Source organism: Changchengzhania lutea (assembly GCF_006974145.1).
Taxonomy (GTDB): domain Bacteria; phylum Bacteroidota; class Bacteroidia; order Flavobacteriales; family Flavobacteriaceae; genus Changchengzhania; species Changchengzhania lutea.
In genome coordinates, this window is the sequence record NZ_CP039456.1 from 251065 (window position 1) to 270043 (window position 18979).

At 34.5% G+C, this 18979-nt stretch carries 30 protein-coding genes; 3 read left to right on the forward strand and 27 right to left on the reverse strand.

Features of this window, described 5'->3' with window-relative positions:
- Positions 1–115: 115 nt before the first annotated feature.
- The 25 genes from ltrA (FAF07_RS01185) to FAF07_RS01295 form a co-directional block, all read right to left on the reverse strand.
- A complete protein-coding gene (ltrA, locus tag FAF07_RS01185) occupies positions 116–1396 on the reverse strand; it encodes a group II intron reverse transcriptase/maturase (RefSeq protein WP_142783376.1) in 1281 nt (426 codons plus the stop codon).
- Positions 1397–1951: 555 nt separating this feature from the next.
- On the reverse strand, positions 1952–2161 hold the full coding sequence (locus FAF07_RS01190; protein WP_142783377.1) for a hypothetical protein: 210 nt from the start codon (positions 2159–2161) through the stop codon (positions 1952–1954).
- Positions 2162–2284: 123 nt separating this feature from the next.
- Positions 2285–3565 (reverse strand): group II intron reverse transcriptase/maturase, encoded by a 1281-nt coding sequence (gene ltrA / locus FAF07_RS01195; RefSeq protein ID WP_142783376.1) that lies wholly within the window; start codon positions 3563–3565, stop codon positions 2285–2287.
- A 695-nt stretch (positions 3566–4260) separates the two neighbouring features.
- Positions 4261–4485 (reverse strand): hypothetical protein, encoded by a 225-nt coding sequence (locus tag FAF07_RS01200; RefSeq protein WP_142783378.1) that lies wholly within the window; start codon positions 4483–4485, stop codon positions 4261–4263.
- 97 nt (positions 4486–4582) lie between these two features.
- Entirely contained in the window at positions 4583–5863 is a 1281-nt protein-coding gene (gene ltrA / locus FAF07_RS01205) for a group II intron reverse transcriptase/maturase (RefSeq protein WP_142783376.1), read from the reverse strand.
- Positions 5864–6520: 657 nt separating this feature from the next.
- On the reverse strand, positions 6521–6709 hold the full coding sequence (locus FAF07_RS01210; protein WP_142783379.1) for a hypothetical protein: 189 nt from the start codon (positions 6707–6709) through the stop codon (positions 6521–6523).
- A 285-nt stretch (positions 6710–6994) separates the two neighbouring features.
- Entirely contained in the window at positions 6995–7189 is a 195-nt protein-coding gene (locus FAF07_RS01215; protein WP_142783380.1) for a hypothetical protein, read from the reverse strand.
- The gene (locus FAF07_RS01220) at positions 7186–7416 is read right to left on the reverse strand and encodes a hypothetical protein (protein ID WP_142783381.1); all 231 of its coding nucleotides are present in this window, start codon (positions 7414–7416) and stop codon (positions 7186–7188) included. The genes FAF07_RS01215 and FAF07_RS01220 overlap by 4 nt, the downstream gene beginning before the upstream one ends.
- A gap of 132 nt (positions 7417–7548) precedes the next feature.
- Positions 7549–7914 (reverse strand): hypothetical protein, encoded by a 366-nt coding sequence (locus FAF07_RS01225; RefSeq protein ID WP_142783382.1) that lies wholly within the window; start codon positions 7912–7914, stop codon positions 7549–7551.
- Between the two features lie 40 nt (positions 7915–7954).
- Positions 7955–8566 carry a DUF5131 family protein gene (locus tag FAF07_RS01230; protein ID WP_142783383.1) on the reverse strand — a complete coding sequence of 204 codons (612 nt, stop codon included), beginning with the start codon at positions 8564–8566 and terminating at the stop codon, positions 7955–7957.
- Positions 8567–8577: 11 nt separating this feature from the next.
- Positions 8578–8937 carry a hypothetical protein gene (locus tag FAF07_RS01235; protein ID WP_142783384.1) on the reverse strand — a complete coding sequence of 120 codons (360 nt, stop codon included), beginning with the start codon at positions 8935–8937 and terminating at the stop codon, positions 8578–8580.
- Positions 8934–9092 (reverse strand): hypothetical protein, encoded by a 159-nt coding sequence (locus tag FAF07_RS18430; RefSeq protein ID WP_185956491.1) that lies wholly within the window; start codon positions 9090–9092, stop codon positions 8934–8936. Before FAF07_RS18430 ends, FAF07_RS01235 begins: the two co-directional genes overlap by 4 nt.
- A gap of 13 nt (positions 9093–9105) precedes the next feature.
- Complete coding sequence (locus FAF07_RS01240) at positions 9106–9624, reverse strand: hypothetical protein (RefSeq protein WP_142783385.1); 519 nt, start codon at positions 9622–9624, stop codon at positions 9106–9108.
- Between the two features lie 17 nt (positions 9625–9641).
- Positions 9642–9926 (reverse strand): hypothetical protein, encoded by a 285-nt coding sequence (locus tag FAF07_RS01245; RefSeq protein WP_142783386.1) that lies wholly within the window; start codon positions 9924–9926, stop codon positions 9642–9644.
- A complete protein-coding gene (locus FAF07_RS01250) occupies positions 9923–10282 on the reverse strand; it encodes a hypothetical protein (RefSeq protein WP_142783387.1) in 360 nt (119 codons plus the stop codon). Before FAF07_RS01250 ends, FAF07_RS01245 begins: the two co-directional genes overlap by 4 nt.
- 11 nt (positions 10283–10293) lie before the next feature.
- Entirely contained in the window at positions 10294–10401 is a 108-nt protein-coding gene (locus tag FAF07_RS01255; RefSeq protein WP_142783388.1) for a DUF551 domain-containing protein, read from the reverse strand.
- A 1-nt stretch (position 10402) separates the two neighbouring features.
- Complete coding sequence (locus FAF07_RS01260) at positions 10403–11134, reverse strand: MBL fold metallo-hydrolase (protein ID WP_142783389.1); 732 nt, start codon at positions 11132–11134, stop codon at positions 10403–10405.
- Position 11135: 1 nt separating this feature from the next.
- Entirely contained in the window at positions 11136–12176 is a 1041-nt protein-coding gene (locus FAF07_RS01265) for a recombinase family protein (RefSeq protein ID WP_142783390.1), read from the reverse strand.
- 26 nt (positions 12177–12202) lie between these two features.
- Positions 12203–12511: a hypothetical protein gene (locus tag FAF07_RS01270; RefSeq protein ID WP_142783391.1), complete on the reverse strand. Its 309-nt coding sequence runs from the start codon at positions 12509–12511 to the stop codon at positions 12203–12205.
- A 2-nt stretch (positions 12512–12513) separates the two neighbouring features.
- The gene (locus tag FAF07_RS01275) at positions 12514–14586 is read right to left on the reverse strand and encodes an AAA family ATPase (RefSeq protein ID WP_142783392.1); all 2073 of its coding nucleotides are present in this window, start codon (positions 14584–14586) and stop codon (positions 12514–12516) included.
- 16 nt (positions 14587–14602) lie between these two features.
- Positions 14603–14839 carry a hypothetical protein gene (locus tag FAF07_RS01280; RefSeq protein WP_142783393.1) on the reverse strand — a complete coding sequence of 79 codons (237 nt, stop codon included), beginning with the start codon at positions 14837–14839 and terminating at the stop codon, positions 14603–14605.
- 132 nt (positions 14840–14971) lie between these two features.
- On the reverse strand, positions 14972–15229 hold the full coding sequence (locus FAF07_RS01285) for a hypothetical protein (RefSeq protein ID WP_142783394.1): 258 nt from the start codon (positions 15227–15229) through the stop codon (positions 14972–14974).
- Between the two features lie 165 nt (positions 15230–15394).
- The gene (locus FAF07_RS18435; RefSeq protein WP_185956492.1) at positions 15395–15532 is read right to left on the reverse strand and encodes a hypothetical protein; all 138 of its coding nucleotides are present in this window, start codon (positions 15530–15532) and stop codon (positions 15395–15397) included.
- Positions 15529–15765: a hypothetical protein gene (locus FAF07_RS01290; protein WP_142783395.1), complete on the reverse strand. Its 237-nt coding sequence runs from the start codon at positions 15763–15765 to the stop codon at positions 15529–15531. Before FAF07_RS01290 ends, FAF07_RS18435 begins: the two co-directional genes overlap by 4 nt.
- Before the next feature lie 21 nt (positions 15766–15786).
- The gene (locus tag FAF07_RS01295; protein ID WP_142783396.1) at positions 15787–16140 is read right to left on the reverse strand and encodes a response regulator transcription factor; all 354 of its coding nucleotides are present in this window, start codon (positions 16138–16140) and stop codon (positions 15787–15789) included.
- 146 nt (positions 16141–16286) lie between these two features.
- On the opposite strand from FAF07_RS01295, the gene FAF07_RS01300 reads away from it, so the two are divergent.
- Entirely contained in the window at positions 16287–16724 is a 438-nt protein-coding gene (locus FAF07_RS01300) for a helix-turn-helix domain-containing protein (RefSeq protein WP_142783397.1), read from the forward strand.
- Here the strand turns inward: FAF07_RS01300 and FAF07_RS18440 are convergent.
- Positions 16721–16885 (reverse strand): hypothetical protein, encoded by a 165-nt coding sequence (locus FAF07_RS18440; protein WP_185956493.1) that lies wholly within the window; start codon positions 16883–16885, stop codon positions 16721–16723. The genes FAF07_RS01300 and FAF07_RS18440 overlap by 4 nt on opposite strands.
- 362 nt (positions 16886–17247) lie before the next feature.
- Complete coding sequence (locus FAF07_RS18950) at positions 17248–17382, reverse strand: hypothetical protein (RefSeq protein ID WP_262710938.1); 135 nt, start codon at positions 17380–17382, stop codon at positions 17248–17250.
- 395 nt (positions 17383–17777) lie between these two features.
- On the opposite strand from FAF07_RS18950, the gene FAF07_RS01305 reads away from it, so the two are divergent.
- The gene (locus FAF07_RS01305) at positions 17778–18308 is read left to right on the forward strand and encodes a hypothetical protein (RefSeq protein WP_142783398.1); all 531 of its coding nucleotides are present in this window, start codon (positions 17778–17780) and stop codon (positions 18306–18308) included.
- Position 18309: 1 nt separating this feature from the next.
- On the forward strand, positions 18310–18624 hold the full coding sequence (locus tag FAF07_RS01310) for a hypothetical protein (protein WP_142783399.1): 315 nt from the start codon (positions 18310–18312) through the stop codon (positions 18622–18624).
- Positions 18625–18979 lie beyond the last annotated feature (355 nt).

Sequence of the window (18979 nt, forward strand, 5' to 3'; positions counted from 1 at the left end):
AAAGTTTTGTTATTATCAATCGCACCAGTCAGGTAATTGAGTAGACGGGTGACGACTTAAAAGTCGTCACTGCGCCTCTCACACCACCGTACGTACGGGTCTCGTATACGGCGGTTCACCAAATTGAAGTTTGCGTATTATTAATGTAATCTAACAAAGGTTTATACCCTTTTCGTTTAAGTCTAGAGACTGTAATAGTAGTCTTTAGAATAGGACTTTGAGCAACTGCCCAGCCTCCCATTCTTGTTCTACTCCAAGCATAGGCTTGTCCGATTTCTATACCTAATTGAATTAGGTTTTTACGTTTCCGTTCTAGTTTCTTCCAATCGTGCCAAATACAATAGCGCAACCGATTTCTTAGCCACTCATCTAGCTTTTTACTTTTTGCATAGATGTTGGTTAAGCGGTAATTGTTCATCCAGCCTCGGCAGACTTGATTAAGTCGTTCGAGTCGTTCTAACAACGACATGGGTTTGGTTTTCTTGGTTATACTTTTTAGGTTACGTTTAAACTTTGCCCAACTTTTATTGGCTACCACTAGTACATATTGTCCTTTTACACCCTTTTTATAGATGGGTACAAAACCATGCCCGAGTAACTCAAAGTTTACAGGTCTGCGGATGCCACTTTTGGCTTTGTTTATAGGTAATTTAAGTTTATCTTTTAAGAAGACAAACAGTCTATTTCCTATTTGTTTAGCCTCGCTTTTGCTTTTGGCGTAAACGCTAAAATCATCAGCGTAGCGAACATAACGCAAGCCCATGCTTTTCATTTCTTTGTCCAAAACATCTAACATAATATTAGATAATAAGGGACTAATTGGACTGCCTTGCGGGATGCCTTTTCTGCGCTTTTGGAGTTTTCCATCTATTAATATGGGAACTCTAAGCCATTTTCGGATTAATCGCAAAGTGGTCGGACATTTTACCTTGTGGTAAATAAGTTGCAGTAAGATACAGTGGTCTACTTGGTCAAAGAATCCTTCTAAATCAATATCTACAATATCTTGATAACCAGAATTGATATACGTTTGAGCTTGTAATACTGCTTTTTGGATGTTCTTTTGTGGACGGAAACCGTAACTAACGGGTTCAAAATCATATTCAAAATGAACCATTAATTGTTGACTTACCGCTTTTTGAAGCCACCTATCGACTACAGTTGGTATTCCTAATAGTCGGGTTTTACCCTGTCCTTTTGGAATGGTTACTCCTAATATTGAATTTGGATTATAGCTGTTTGTGCGAATAGTCGATAGTATAGTCGAACGGTTTTCTAATATATAAGCGGAAAGCTCCGTTGTTTTCATACCATCTACACCGCTCGCGCCTTTATTGCGCTCCACTTGTCGTGTTGCTTTAAAAAGGTTTGTTGCTGATAATACGTTTTCAATCATAGGTTTAATAATTCGTGTACTCCTGTTGGTTTAAAACTAGGCTAGCTAGGCATCCTAATCGAATTCCAACGTAATTTAATGTTCTGTCCTTCCCTACTTGTGAGACCATCTGAGGTATTGCCTCAACTCGTTTCCCGTAGGTACTATGACCTCTGCTGACTTCTCCAAATAACCAACTCGTAGTTTTGGAGACCTCCCCAGGTAATGACATCTTCTTTCTCTCAATCACTGCCGTATCTACATATTTACCCTTTTGGTGTTCGTTGGGCGTTACAATGATGTGCTTGCTTACCCAAGTAAATATGCCTCTGTATACGATTTCTGTTCGTCAGTACCGAGTTTTGTAGTTCCGCTTCCTTCAGATAGAACCTCACGGTTTTCACCCTTGCGACTTACTAATGCTTCAAGACGTTACTCCTGTACATAAGGGACTTGCACCCTCTAGATTAATTATTTACCTTTCCGTAAATAAAAGATGCCCATGCTGGGCACACACACGGTATATAATGCATTGCGAAAAGCAACGCACCATATACCAATACGTTAGCAGTAATATCACAAACCACCGTTTTTAATTTCATCAAATCGTTCTTTAGAAACTATTATCTCTTGCCTTAATGTTCCACTTTTAATAAGGTCTGTGAGGTGTTTTTGCTGATTAGATTGCATTACTATAATTTGTTCAAGTATTTTATAAACGTCACCACCTCTTAACAAGTGTTCTATGCAATTAGCAAAAACGGCATTATTCTGGTATAATTCCAAACCATTGTCAAACTTGGCAAGTAAGGTATTAATACTACTGCTAATTGAGTAGACGGGTGACGACTTAAAAGTCGTCACTGCGCCTCTCACACCACCGTACGTACGGGTCTCGTATACGGCGGTTCACCAAATTGAAGTTTGCGTATTATTAATGTAATCTAACAAAGGTTTATACCCTTTTCGTTTAAGTCTAGAGACTGTAATAGTAGTCTTTAGAATAGGACTTTGAGCAACTGCCCAGCCTCCCATTCTTGTTCTACTCCAAGCATAGGCTTGTCCGATTTCTATACCTAATTGAATTAGGTTTTTACGTTTCCGTTCTAGTTTCTTCCAATCGTGCCAAATACAATAGCGCAACCGATTTCTTAGCCACTCATCTAGCTTTTTACTTTTTGCATAGATGTTGGTTAAGCGGTAATTGTTCATCCAGCCTCGGCAGACTTGATTAAGTCGTTCGAGTCGTTCTAACAACGACATGGGTTTGGTTTTCTTGGTTATACTTTTTAGGTTACGTTTAAACTTTGCCCAACTTTTATTGGCTACCACTAGTACATATTGTCCTTTTACACCCTTTTTATAGATGGGTACAAAACCATGCCCGAGTAACTCAAAGTTTACAGGTCTGCGGATGCCACTTTTGGCTTTGTTTATAGGTAATTTAAGTTTATCTTTTAAGAAGACAAACAGTCTATTTCCTATTTGTTTAGCCTCGCTTTTGCTTTTGGCGTAAACGCTAAAATCATCAGCGTAGCGAACATAACGCAAGCCCATGCTTTTCATTTCTTTGTCCAAAACATCTAACATAATATTAGATAATAAGGGACTAATTGGACTGCCTTGCGGGATGCCTTTTCTGCGCTTTTGGAGTTTTCCATCTATTAATATGGGAACTCTAAGCCATTTTCGGATTAATCGCAAAGTGGTCGGACATTTTACCTTGTGGTAAATAAGTTGCAGTAAGATACAGTGGTCTACTTGGTCAAAGAATCCTTCTAAATCAATATCTACAATATCTTGATAACCAGAATTGATATACGTTTGAGCTTGTAATACTGCTTTTTGGATGTTCTTTTGTGGACGGAAACCGTAACTAACGGGTTCAAAATCATATTCAAAATGAACCATTAATTGTTGACTTACCGCTTTTTGAAGCCACCTATCGACTACAGTTGGTATTCCTAATAGTCGGGTTTTACCCTGTCCTTTTGGAATGGTTACTCCTAATATTGAATTTGGATTATAGCTGTTTGTGCGAATAGTCGATAGTATAGTCGAACGGTTTTCTAATATATAAGCGGAAAGCTCCGTTGTTTTCATACCATCTACACCGCTCGCGCCTTTATTGCGCTCCACTTGTCGTGTTGCTTTAAAAAGGTTTGTTGCTGATAATACGTTTTCAATCATAGGTTTAATAATTCGTGTACTCCTGTTGGTTTAAAACTAGGCTAGCTAGGCATCCTAATCGAATTCCAACGTAATTTAATGTTCTGTCCTTCCCTACTTGTGAGACCATCTGAGGTATTGCCTCAACTCGTTTCCCGTAGGTACTATGACCTCTGCTGACTTCTCCAAATAACCAACTCGTAGTTTTGGAGACCTCCCCAGGTAATGACATCTTCTTTCTCTCAATCACTGCCGTATCTACATATTTACCCTTTTGGTGTTCGTTGGGCGTTACAATGATGTGCTTGCTTACCCAAGTAAATATGCCTCTGTATACGATTTCTGTTCGTCAGTACCGAGTTTTGTAGTTCCGCTTCCTTCAGATAGAACCTCACGGTTTTCACCCTTGCGACTTACTAATGCTTCAAGACGTTACTCCTGTACATAAGGGACTTGCACCCTCTAGATTAATTATTTACCTTTCCGTAAATAAAAGATGCCCATGCTGGGCACACACACCGTGTATATCACATTGCTTGGCTCCGTGTTTTTTAAGTAAGTCCATTTTTTCTTGTATTTTATTTACTAGTTTAGTATTAGATTCAATCCTATCGCTTATCTCTTTGTCCGTGAAACTCATTGTTTATTTATTAAGGTTAGTATTTAATTCAGCAACGTGGCATACACGCATTACGTTGTAAACAATTAAAATATGCCTACATTCCGCCTATCCAATCAGCTAGTTTTTCACCATCATTTAACACCTCGTTTAATTCCTTGTTTTCTAACCTAAGTTTTTTAACTTCTTTTTCAATCCGTTTAAATACCTCGTTTTTATCTTCAGATTTACCTTGTTTCAACCCAGCGTTATAGGCTTTTTCCGCAACTATTTTAAAGTTCAATGCTAAATCATAGCGTTTAGCGTATTGTTTTGCCGTCATATTTTAAAAGATTTACAATTGAGTAGACGGGTGACGACTTAAAAGTCGTCACTGCGCCTCTCACACCACCGTACGTACGGGTCTCGTATACGGCGGTTCACCAAATTGAAGTTTGCGTATTATTAATGTAATCTAACAAAGGTTTATACCCTTTTCGTTTAAGTCTAGAGACTGTAATAGTAGTCTTTAGAATAGGACTTTGAGCAACTGCCCAGCCTCCCATTCTTGTTCTACTCCAAGCATAGGCTTGTCCGATTTCTATACCTAATTGAATTAGGTTTTTACGTTTCCGTTCTAGTTTCTTCCAATCGTGCCAAATACAATAGCGCAACCGATTTCTTAGCCACTCATCTAGCTTTTTACTTTTTGCATAGATGTTGGTTAAGCGGTAATTGTTCATCCAGCCTCGGCAGACTTGATTAAGTCGTTCGAGTCGTTCTAACAACGACATGGGTTTGGTTTTCTTGGTTATACTTTTTAGGTTACGTTTAAACTTTGCCCAACTTTTATTGGCTACCACTAGTACATATTGTCCTTTTACACCCTTTTTATAGATGGGTACAAAACCATGCCCGAGTAACTCAAAGTTTACAGGTCTGCGGATGCCACTTTTGGCTTTGTTTATAGGTAATTTAAGTTTATCTTTTAAGAAGACAAACAGTCTATTTCCTATTTGTTTAGCCTCGCTTTTGCTTTTGGCGTAAACGCTAAAATCATCAGCGTAGCGAACATAACGCAAGCCCATGCTTTTCATTTCTTTGTCCAAAACATCTAACATAATATTAGATAATAAGGGACTAATTGGACTGCCTTGCGGGATGCCTTTTCTGCGCTTTTGGAGTTTTCCATCTATTAATATGGGAACTCTAAGCCATTTTCGGATTAATCGCAAAGTGGTCGGACATTTTACCTTGTGGTAAATAAGTTGCAGTAAGATACAGTGGTCTACTTGGTCAAAGAATCCTTCTAAATCAATATCTACAATATCTTGATAACCAGAATTGATATACGTTTGAGCTTGTAATACTGCTTTTTGGATGTTCTTTTGTGGACGGAAACCGTAACTAACGGGTTCAAAATCATATTCAAAATGAACCATTAATTGTTGACTTACCGCTTTTTGAAGCCACCTATCGACTACAGTTGGTATTCCTAATAGTCGGGTTTTACCCTGTCCTTTTGGAATGGTTACTCCTAATATTGAATTTGGATTATAGCTGTTTGTGCGAATAGTCGATAGTATAGTCGAACGGTTTTCTAATATATAAGCGGAAAGCTCCGTTGTTTTCATACCATCTACACCGCTCGCGCCTTTATTGCGCTCCACTTGTCGTGTTGCTTTAAAAAGGTTTGTTGCTGATAATACGTTTTCAATCATAGGTTTAATAATTCGTGTACTCCTGTTGGTTTAAAACTAGGCTAGCTAGGCATCCTAATCGAATTCCAACGTAATTTAATGTTCTGTCCTTCCCTACTTGTGAGACCATCTGAGGTATTGCCTCAACTCGTTTCCCGTAGGTACTATGACCTCTGCTGACTTCTCCAAATAACCAACTCGTAGTTTTGGAGACCTCCCCAGGTAATGACATCTTCTTTCTCTCAATCACTGCCGTATCTACATATTTACCCTTTTGGTGTTCGTTGGGCGTTACAATGATGTGCTTGCTTACCCAAGTAAATATGCCTCTGTATACGATTTCTGTTCGTCAGTACCGAGTTTTGTAGTTCCGCTTCCTTCAGATAGAACCTCACGGTTTTCACCCTTGCGACTTACTAATGCTTCAAGACGTTACTCCTGTACATAAGGGACTTGCACCCTCTAGATTAATTATTTACCTTTCCGTAAATAAAAGATGCCCATGCTGGGCACACACACCGTATAAAAACAAAAGCTATTAATTGCCTTTTCGGTGTTTGGTTATTATTTATTTAGTTCCATCATTATAAATGAGGTTATTATTTTATTTATCCGCTTCAATTTTTATACTAAACGTTAGAGGTCATTGTGCAAGCACCATAAATCAAACCAGTAAAATTATCCACGAGTGATAGAAAATCCTAGCTTATTTAGAGCAGACAGTACACATCTCAAATCACCTGTATCAATTCTATTATTGGGAGTTTCTAATCCAATGGATTTTCTATAACTCTTAATGTAGTTATTGCTTTGCAACTTTAATTTCAATAACTCAAATTCTTTTACTTCTAATTTTGTTTCTGCCATAATTTTAATAGTTTCTAAAGATTTATTCAATGACCTCTAACTCGCAACGTATGTCTACGCATCAACTAAGGTCTTTTCTTATTTATTATTTTGTTTGAGTACTAGCTTACAAAACGCCATCTAACACAGTTTATACTTCATAGATGCACAGCCATAGCTTCTTGTGTGTATGCTGCGCATCCACGAAGCATAGACGTTGACCGTTCTAGAGAATAAAAATAAAAAATAGGCGACTCACGGTTGCGGCTGTATGGGTACGCAACGCTTCATAGACTCGTCTATAAATCATAGCGCACTTATATATTTTCTATTTGTAAACTCCGTTACATAGGTATTAACCATTTCTTTTTCATAAAGTGATTTCAAAGATTTACCTACGTGCATTTGCCCATAAGAACCTCCAAGTTCCCACGCTATCTGTGAGCAAGTTTTATAATCATCTTTGATTATTTCTAATACTCTCTTTTGAAAATTTGTCATTTTACCCTGTGTTTAATAAGAATCCAACTGCCAGATACATCCTCTACTAGTAATTTTGTAGTTGACGTAATATGTAAAGTTGCCGTTTCGGTTTTTATCGATAAATTATTGCAGTCACCTATACTTTCAACCCTCCCTTGCCATCCTGCATAAGCAGTAACGCCAAATCCTAAATGATTAGGGTTTCTATCTGACACCATTACTTTATCTCCTATTTTTATTTCCATATCTCTCTAAATTTGTCGGCTGTGCCGCCACGCCTATTTTTTATTTTAACTCTCAAGAACACAGTATATAAATCAGCAGAAAAAACCGCTTCATATACTTATTCGTTACCAAAAATAAAAAAGGGCGCTCACTCATACGTAATCAAGGCATACTAATTTACCTTTTAGTAATCCAAAGTTTTCTTTTTTATTATCAGTTCCACATAATGGTTTGTAAAATTCTTTTTCTTGTTCTGTTAGGTTTTTTAAATAAGGTTCGCAACGCTTCTGCACTTGTATTAATCCAAACCAAGAACAGAATAAAGATGGTGCAACCCATTCATACATATTGCCATCATACTTTGCGTTTTTAAAGTTTTTACAATATTTTCTTTCAGACCAATTAGCCACGCAGCCTTGTAAAAAATGGTCGTGGTCGTATTTAAAATTCGGTATTTTAATAGCGTACTTGCCAACTAAAAACACAATCCTTGTTATTCCTTTTAAATCTATTTTCATACCATTGCTTATTTGCCCTCGTACCTCACGCACGCCATTTTTAACTATTGGTAACACCGTGTATAACCCAACCAATACCAGTTAAATCAATGTTTTTAATTTCGCTCAATTGTGGTTCTATACTTAAAAATAAGTTTCCGTTCACTTTTTTAAGCATTGGCACAAGGTTTCCAAATGTTTTTTGGTCAACAGGAGAGCAACCAAACCATACATTTTTTGGTGGGTTAATTTCCCAATCAAATGGTATGTATTTATTTATATTACTTGGTCTTTTAGTCAAAAACAAAAAGGTTAAGTTGTTGTATTTACCATCAGAAATTCTACTAAACAATTCGTCTCTTAAATCGCCTGTATTTTCAGCTAATAAAGTTTTGTTAGATATTGGTTTTGGTTTTTCAAAAATATCCATCATAGAACCAACAAAAACTCTAACATTAATTCCTTTTTGTTCAGCTTCTTTTTGGTATTTATTCAAATCACTAAAAGAAGATTTTATTCGTTTTCGGTCTTTTCCTTCGCCCCAAATATCATTTCCCCATCTATGAGATAAAGTTTCCGCATAACAATTATCGCATCCAGCGTGTACTTTTGTACAGCCCCACCATAAATTAACAGTATGGTCTGTCCATTCAATTTTACTGTTCTTTGCCATAGTTTTGTTTGTTATAATAAATCATCGTGTAATTCAAGCATTTTAACAAGTCTGTTTCGTTCTTTTTCTGTTTGAGATTCTGCGCTCATAAGAACTTCATATGCATTTAAGACAGTTTCATCTTGGCTACCACATTCAGGACAATGAGAATCCATATAGTCGATTATGTGTAAGCAGTCTAAGCATTGGTAATAACTTCCTGTAAATTCCATTTTTATTTGTTTAAGTTTTCTATTAATCATGTATTTCCATTGTTTTCGGGCTTTTTCTTCATGGTCTGAAACTAAATTCAAATATTGCAAACCATAAGGGAGTTTGTTGTTCTTCATCTTTTTACCAACATATCTGCCTACGTATTCATATTCGGTCATTTTATTTGTTTTTTTACTGCACACACCAAGAAACTATCTAATTCACGTCCGTTTGTAGAATTAGGGTTAAAATAAAACCTATCTCCAGTTTCATTTTCTAAGTAATGTTTAAATGGGTCTTCAATATTTAATATCAGTTCTATTTTTAATTCCATTCTGATTAATTTTTTAGCAAATACAATTTCTAATATTAGTTCCGCACGATTCACAGATTCCACCACTAAAGTATTCTGGATTTTTTCTTTTATATGCGTAATGTTTTGTTTCAATATCATCTTTTTGTTTTATCAAAGTTTCAACTTGTGTAAATAAGGCTTCGTTTACTTCCTTTAATTTGTCCATTTCTCTACTTTTAATTTCGTCTTGGTCATTTGAACCAATTACATATGCTGTTATTACATCGCCTTTATATGTCTTAGGATCTATATTCACGTTTTTTACATAATTTTCAGCCCTATTGTCAATATCATTTTCAAGTTCTTCAATGCTATCGTAATATTTAATTCCCATTTCCCCACGACAATCATTCATATAACACGCTTGGTCGTAGTCCTCAATTAAAATACCCTTTTTGCCATTTTGGCAAACATCACAAGTGCATTTTAAATCACATCTATAAACAGTCTTACCTATCCTGTCAGTAAACCATTTTCTTTGTTCTAAATACTTTTTTTCGCCTTCGGTCATTTTATTTGTTTATCTAGTTATTGGGGATTAATGATATTCATCAGTTCAGCTTCCCATTTTTTTATTGTAGCTGATGCTTTTTTAGGGTCGTACATACTTCCTTGATAGTAAAGGTATTCAGCAAAAATTGGATCATCGTTTCGTTTTTTGCATATTCCTAAATAGATCCAGTCAACATGCCCGGTCAGCTCAAACCAAACATCATATTCATCATTTGTGTTGGCGGAAATTGCCAATCCAAACAAATTGTTAAGCTTCTTTTTAAGAGCCACAGTGGGCTTGCTTGTCGATATCGTTCTCATAATATTTTTTTTATTAGGGTTATCCTCTTTTTTTTATACCAATCTGGCTTGTTAAAAACAATATCTCCGTCAACTAAAAGTTCAACACCTGTTAACTGGATAGGTATTTGTTTGTTCCCACCGGTTGTTTTTGTAAACGGCAACATATAAGACCCTTCCCCGTATTCTTCCGTTGGCATTGGTCTTTGTGCGATAACATCCTCGATATGTACCCCTTTCCAGAATTCACCGACTTTCCATATAATTTTGTACATGTAATGTTTTTTTCGTCTAGCTCCGGTAAAGTGGTAAACCTTGACAAGAGAGCCATGGGTAATATCTTTTCCGTTTTTGTCAGTGTAAAATTGTGTTTTCATGATGTTAGTTTTTAGTTTATCATCCAAATGCCTCCAGGGTTTTCTTTTGGTCGATATGGTGGATTTGGTAATTCCATCCAATGAGTAATGGTGTGAAATTCATTTATACAAATCTTCATTTTAAAATGGGTGTACATTAAATTCAATAGTAACGCCTGCATCTGCAATCGTGACCGTTTTTTGTGTTGCTTTGGTAATGCGATCTTTAAAGGCTAAGGCATCACTATTACTATCGGAAAGATGTATCAATACAATGTTGTTAACCTTAGATAAATCGTTTGCTAAAAGCGTGCTCTCACAGGTATCAATACTCATGTGGTTCTTAATGATTCTGTTTCTAAGGAATTCCATATCGTTAAGTTTTCGCTTGGCAATCGCTTCATCGTAGTTGGCTTCGATAATAATGTTGTGAAGGTTTGGAAAGGTGTACTTGCAGAAAATTAGATCTGTAATAAACAGTACGTTTCCGCATTCTGGATGATAGATATGAAAACCGCATGGCTCAACAGCATCGTGTAACACATCAAAGGCCATAATTTTAAATTTGCCTAACTGAAACATCTTGTGATACTCAAAAGACTTAGCGCGATGATTTGATGATGTTTGCAGTGCTGCATGTGTGCCTCTAGTGGCATGCACATCTATCCCGTAATTCATTACGTCTTTTACAGATTTTGCGTGATCAAGGTGTTCATGTGTGACAATGGCACCTACCAATTTTGAAAAGTCGAAATTGAAAGCGTTCTTTATATCGCTAAAACGTACGCCACATTCTATGAGCAATGCTTCATCTTGGGATTGTAAGATGTAAGCATTGCCTTTAGAACCGCTATTAACTATTTTTAGTTTCATACTAGAATCCTGGACTAGATGCTTTAGTAGTTTCCTTTTCAGCTTCTATAGCTTCATTGTGCAAAGCTTCAAATTCCTTATCCTTAGATTCTGTAAGTGATTTAGTTTCATCTTCCTGAATCACACCATCGGCATCAATAGTAATCTCTTGCCCGTTGGCTTGGGTTTGAATGAGTTCTTGAATCTCTCTATCATTTGCCTGAGCTTCGTTTTCTAAAGTGCGCGATAAGAAATCATCAATCTTATTAGAATCGATATTCACTTTATCCCAACAATGGCGCTTCAATGTTTTCATAAACATCTCTTCTTCCCATCCTTCAATAGTTTCCTTTCCAGATTTTTTGCCATTGACCCACTTATCCTTTTCGCCTCCCCAAAATTCAGGAGATGCATATTTGGGTTTACGCTTTTCAATCTGACCTCTAGTCATTACAACCAGCTTATTCTTTTCAGGATTATCGCTGTACATTTGGTAATAGAAGCCACCTTCTAATTCGCCACGATCAAAATCGTTTATGATATCAAACTCATAACCTTCAACTTTGCGTTCAGAGTTTTTCTTTAAGGACTTAAAGTGATCTGTAGAATATTTAAGTTCAAAGATTACTTGATCCGGAACATCAAATCCATACTTACGAGCTTTTAATTCTAAACCGTTAAAACCTTCCATTAAATTAATGTCGTATTTATCGGTTTTGTTATTCTTGTAAGGAATTGGGCTGATGTGATTCTTCTGCATAGGATCTAATCCGATGCTAGAATATGCAACCACATCTAATGCGAGCTTGTGCATGTTTACATTTGCCCAAGTTAAAGGCAACGCATCGCGATACTGTTCTGTCTTTGCCAGGCGTTTAGTTTCGGCTTCACCTAAAACAGAATCTACCTTTATAAAATAGTTCTGAATTAGTTTTCTCTGAAACGATGTAAGCTCTACAGCTTCACTGTTTAATCCTGTTGGAAATTCTTTGATTACGGCTTGTGTAAACCGTTCTGATGGTGTAGCGTTTTTCATTGTTGCTACTGCGTTTTTTGTACTCATAGTTATTTTGATTTATAGATTATTTATTAATGTGTTGAAGGCATTACTACCTTATAAGAATATTCCCTTTCATTTATCTTTTTAAATTCTGTGAAGTAGGTCTGAAAATGAGCATCAAAAGAGTCTTTTTTCAATTCATTTCTTTTTTCAGCAGAAATAGCGGGTTTCAAAAAACCAGTGCAAAATGATTTAATAACATGCTCAGAGTAATCAATTTCAGAATTATTTTTTATTGTGTAGCTGTAATAACTATCACCATATCTTCTTCTTTGACCAGCCTCATGGTTGATAACTTCAAAAATATATGTCTTAGGTTTTGGTAAATAATTATTCATAACTACGCTGTTTGAAGTTCTTTACTAAGTTTATACTCTTCATAAGTTTGAGGCACATCCGACACGCGTAATTCAATATCTGGCTTAGACACGATCAAATTAACAACCTGAGATTCCGTATCTATCAATTCAGAGACACTCTCACGGTTATCGATAAATATTGGTGCTGTGACTTTGTAATGCTGGCAAAGCGTGTTAATAATATCTACACCTGCATTAATACGACTTGCATTATTGGCATCGCTAAACGGCACACCTTTAATTAATGCTTTACACGTTGGTACTTCACCACCGTTAATCTGCGTTTCAAACAGTTTAAAGTCTACATACTTAAAGCGTTGGTTAACGGAATTCTCTATACGTGTAGATTTTTCCTTTTCGAAAGCTTCCATTGTAAAGAGTTCTTTTTCTAGATCTGCAATAGATTGTGCTAGTTGAGTTTCTTCTTTTGAAAGTTCTGCGATACGCTTATTAGAAGCTTCAATCTGTTGCTCTTTTTGAAGCTGTGATTTAATTTCGTCGCGTTCAGCATTCAGCCTATTTAATTCTTCTTTAAGTTCTGAAGTGTCCACCTTTGGCCTGTTGGCTAAGGATTCTCTTTTGGTAGCGATATCTGAGGTTTTAGAATCAAAAAATAGTTTTTCAGAGTTCATTAAATCAGCATAGATTTCTATCTGCGTTTTAGAGGTTGAAGATGCTTTAAGTTGTTCTGATAAATCGGCACGTTTTTCCCAGGCAATTTTATTGCTTTCCTGAAGCATTCCTAATTCCTTCGTCAATTCAAGTAAATTATTTTCTAAGGTCATTTTTTGACCAGATAAGGATTGACCTCTATCGGTAATGCTTTTTAGTTTTGCATTTTTGTTGCTGGTAAAATGTTCTTGAAGGTCTTTCTTTTTATCCTCAATATCTGAGGCTTCAAAATCTCTTTTGCAAGTAGGACACGCACAATCTGCATCGTCCATTTTAAATACCTTAGCATTCTCAACTTCCCATTGCGCTCTTAAATCTTTAATGCTTTTATCAAGATCACCTATCTGATTAGCATAACTCGATGTCTTAGAGTTGTTAATTGAGATTGCAGAATCATTGGATTTTATCTCATGGTCCACAGCATCAATTTTGCGCTGAATTTCTCTAGGTAAATTTTGAGACTCATTAAAATCTGCTGATGCCTTTTGGTTAATCTCATGCTTTTTATTACTGATTTCAGTCTCAATAGCATGGATTTCTTTTTGGATGACAGACTGTGAATCTATATCGGCCTGCTGTGCCTTTAGTTTGTCTGAAACTTTATCGTTAACCGATTCAATAGCCTTGGTCTTTATCTCTAAATCTGCCTTTAATTTGGTAAAATCTAAATCTACAGGTTTACTTCTTTCAACTTCATCGATACGAGTTGGTAAGGTTTGCAGTTCTTTTTTTGATTTTAGAACTTTAGAGTTCAACTCTTTTTTATATTCATCAATAGACTTACTAGAGTTTAGAACGTTGGTTAACTTTAATACTTCAGATTTGTTTTCAATATTTGAAATGGCATCTAAAACTTCAATGTCAGATATATTTCCAGCCATATCTATCAAAACATCTCTTTGCTTTAACCAATGCAAACTATTAAATGCTGTTGTGCTAGTGATCATTTTAAAAATGTTTTCATCGACGATTGCATTAATTTTAGATGAAAATTCAGATGCTTTCATGGGTACGCCATTCCACTCATAAACTGTATTATTCCCTTTCAAAACAGCAATTAATGAACCTTTTGGTTTAGTCCAGTCTTGACGCATAATTCTTGTAAGTTCTACTCGCTCGCCATCTACATGAAGTATAGAAGTAACCTGCACTTCAAGTTTTGGTATAACATTATTTTTTAAGTCCAATCTTTGAACCTCAAAAGATTTTCTGTCCGTACTGTCCTTTCCAAAAAGAAGCCATATAAAAGCATCGAAAACCGATGTTTTACCAACAGCATTGGCACCGTAAATAAATGTTTCTTTGGAAAGCTCGTTTAATTCTAGGCTACGAATCCCCTTAAAATTCGTTAGCTTTAATGATTTGATTCTGATTGTTTTCATGATTTATAGATTTAATTTATTTAAGTGCTTTTTCGATTGCAATTCTTGCTTTAGCTTGATTGCCAATTGAATTATATTCTACTAATTCTTGTAATGCTTTTAAAAGTTCTGGAGCTGCAGCAATTAGTTTCATGTCATTAACTTGTTCAGTACTCATAGCAACAGGATAACTAACAATATGTGTTTTTCCAGCCCAAACCATTGTGCCGTTTCCATTTAAACCCCATTGCCCTTTAGTTCCTTTAAATTCCATATCTAAGCCGTTTTATTTTTCAATTTATAGTGCTTAATCAGGCCGTTCATTATTATTTTTTCTCGAGTGTTTAAATCGTTATAGGTTTTTCCTTTTAAGGTGATGCGGCCTTTGTTCACCTCAAGACTTAGATCAACTTTCATGGCTTACAAAAATTTGTTTTTGCATTTCCAAATACACAGGATTTACATCCATGCCCGTAGAATAAGATATCATGGCATAGGTTATTTTTTCAGCCACCTCACTACCTTCAACGCAGCTTAAAAGGTGGTGATAAAAGTTAGCCAGATCTTCATCGGTTTTAGTTTCCTGATGTGCATCATAAAGATTAAATAACCCTAAATTGATGAGTGGGTTTCCTACTTCGATTTTTTTTAGTAAATTTGACATACGATTCTGATTTATAATTAGATTCTGATTTATAGATTAAGCCATTCCCCTAGAATGGCTTTTTTCGTTTATGGGCTTTATAAATAGCCTCACAAGCTGTATAGATAGCCGAAGTAACCACTATGGTTAGTAAAACTTCGTAAATTGTAATTTGGGTAATATCTATCATGCTATTTTGTTTTTAAAGTAATTTCCTTGTAAAAGCTGTTTCTCATAGTAATTTTCCAATAGTGAAAATTCTGGGTCTGTTTTAACAACAGGCTCATACTCTACACCGTTAATGACTATGATTTTTGCGTTCACAGCGCTTGAACTTTTTCATTTTTATTTTTTATCTCTTCGGTAATTTCATCTGAGACGGTTTTAACATCAGATAAAAGCGATTGAATAACGCTCTGGTCTTTTCTTCCATTTTTTAAAATAGAAGCAACATTTTGGTTGGTATGACCAAAATCATTGTAAAGCCTGTTTTTTGCACCAGGCGGCATGCTATCCCATGCTTCTTTCAATTTTTCAAGGCTTGTTTTTTCTTTCATTATATATTGTAAATTTTATGTTTATGCAGTTATCTGATATCTTGCTCTATTTGTCATAGAACGCGATACTCTTACCGTTTTCCTTTGACGTTGTTCTACATTTATTTTTCTTGGCATAAGAATTAAACATTGTGCAAATACAAATAATATTACTATCATAATTTTATAAAACCCTTTAGGATTTTCCAAAGACAAAACAAACATTGCTGATAAATGAGCTAATGTTCTTGCACCAGATTTTTTTTTACTTTTTTTAATATGCGTATCAACAGTCGATGGAGATATAAATAATCTAGTTGCAGCTTCTTTAACCGTATATCCTTTAGATATTTCGGCAACAACTTCATTTTCTCTGTTAGTTAATAGTTCTATCATATCCCTTATTTTCGGTATTTACAGGAAACCATTTTGTAACATTCATAGTTTTTTGTTACTTTGGTTTGTAATACAATACAAATATAAAATCAATTGCATTATTCTGCAAGTTTTTATTGCAATATTTTGCATTTAAATTTAAAATAATGTTTAATAGGCTTAAAATCAAGGAAATAAGAGAAGCTAAAAACTTAACTCAAGATGATATCGTTAGGCTTTCTGGTATACCAAAACGAAGTTATAACGATTATGAGAGCGGAAAAACAGACATACCATCCTCAAGGTTGCAGCATATTGCAAAAGCCTTAGATGTAACGGTCGGTGTTATTTTTGGATTTAGTGATCCAGAAACTAGAGAAGGGTATGAGGATATGGTTTTTAAAGATTTCAATAAATATAAACCTGTTTTAGTTGATGATAGTAAAGCAAGCCTTAAGCATAGTGAAGATATACAAACAATAGATGATATGGTTTACTTAAAAGTTTTAGAAGTATTAAAACCGTATTTAAATAAAATCGAATTACAAGACGCTAAATTAGCAGAACTAGTTACTAGGTTGGGGTTGGTCGAAGAAAAAGTTTAATCGTTTACTTTGTCAATAGATTCTATAAAAACAGAAGTTAGTATTTTAATTTTTTCTGAACATTGAGTTAATAATCCTTTTCTAATTGTGTTTCTTTCTTCGGTCGTAAATTTATCTTTATTCTCCTCAAACCAAATAGCTTTTTTAAGTAAGTTACTCATATTTGGTCCCCTTTCTTTTTAAATAAAAATAAAGTAGTATAATTAAAAAAACTATACCAAAATTCACTAATACTTTTACACTAACACCATTAACAGCATGTTTTCGATTATTTAAAATATTAATAAACAATTGAAAAACTAACATAATTAAAGGCGCTAACATTACAAACCTGTACTGCTTTCCTTTACTATTAATAAATGCAAAAATCCAACCTGAAATAGCTACAACATACATTGAGACGAAAAACAAGCCCATACGAAGAGAAGAATAACCACTAAAGCCATCCTTCTCATTAAAAAAAGTAAAATCGTGTATATAAGGTAAAAACGATATTAGAACTATTAATATCGCTATTAATAAATTATATATCCGTTTCTTTTGGTTCGTCTTTTTCAATCTGAACTTCTTCTTGATTTAAATCTTGTTTAGTACAAGAAGTTAATCCAATTGCAAAAACCATTAAGGTTAATGCAAAAACTTTTGTAAGCTTTTTCATTTGATAAAAATTTAAGGTTAATAGATTCCTTTGTTTACCAAATAACTTTACTTAAATATGTTCGTTGGATTAACTACTTTATTGCTATTAATTATTACAAAGAGGGAATAATTATAAAGCATTTAATACTTTATAAATCTAGGAAATATTCTTTTAACAAAACTGTGGTTTAACCACAATATTTTCTGTGGTTAAACCGTATTTAATCCAATAATAGAGAAATAACCGACAAACTATACAACTTTCTTACATTTTTTCGATGAAATACACCTTTTTTAACAATGTTCATATAACATTTGATATCATCATCCCTTTTTTTAGGTATTTTATGTTTCCCGTTTTGTTTAGAAACTATTATTTTGTTACTTTGGTTTGTAATACAATACAAATGTACAATGAAAAGAATTTTGTTATTCTTTGTGATTCCTTTTTTTATTTTAAGTTCTTTCGTTTCTTATTGCCAAAATGAAGGATTTTATTACCCTAATGGTGATTTAATTTCTAAAAACATTGATCAATCAATTAACAGTATTTTAGAATTACACTTTCCAGACATAAATCAGATAACAGTTCATTCAAAAAGCTGTGATAATTATGAGGTGGTTTTTAAAAAATTTACTGAAACAACGCTATTTGTTTTAGGGGAATTCCCTAAATCTAAACGATCATTAAAAAAGTGCATTGAAGCCTATAACGTTATTAATGATTACTCAAGAGAATCTTTTAAGTCAACTCTTGATGATCTAATAGAAAAAAGCGAAGGCAGCAAACAAGTGTTCAATATATTTGGAAACCCACAAAGAGAAACAATATATAAAGAGTTAGGAAGTGAAATAACAATTTATAATTACAACAAGTATTATGGAACCGTGAAGTTTGATCTAATATTTGAGAATGATAAACTGATTAGATATATAAAATATTGATATGGAAAATCAAATAGACTCTAAAATCTACATAAGTGACGAGCGCATGCTCTTGTTGATTGACATATTAAAAGCAAATAGCATTATCCGTTTTGATTCGGACTTTTGTGATTCTATCGGTTTACTAAGGCAGACCTTAACCAAAATTAAAAAAGGCGAGAAGCATTTTACTCCAGATCATATTAGAAATGTCATATTAGTTTATAAAGCTGATGCGAACTGGATATTCGGAATTGGAGACCAGATATTTTTAAACAAAAATTACAACAAACAGCATACTAAACCGAATACAAAAGATAAAATTTTAACCAATTAATCAACGTAAACACCGGCATTTTTAAGCGGTTATTAAATTCATAACCCGGAGGTCGGGGGATCGTGCCCCCCTCTCGCTACCATTAAATACAGTACAAACCGAAGATTACTCTTCGGTTTTTTTATTACAGGTACAACATAGGTACAACAAATGACTTTTTTATAAGGATAGTTATCAATATAAATCATTTAAAACTAAATCCTATTAATTTCATATCTAGGCTACCTTGTTTAGTTTCTTGATTAAGAAAAACCACAGGTATGTTTCTTATTTGTTAAAGGTCGACTTTATAGGTGCATTTTTATGAAATACTTCTATTTTCCTTTTAAAAATTATATTTATTAGTAGCACGAAA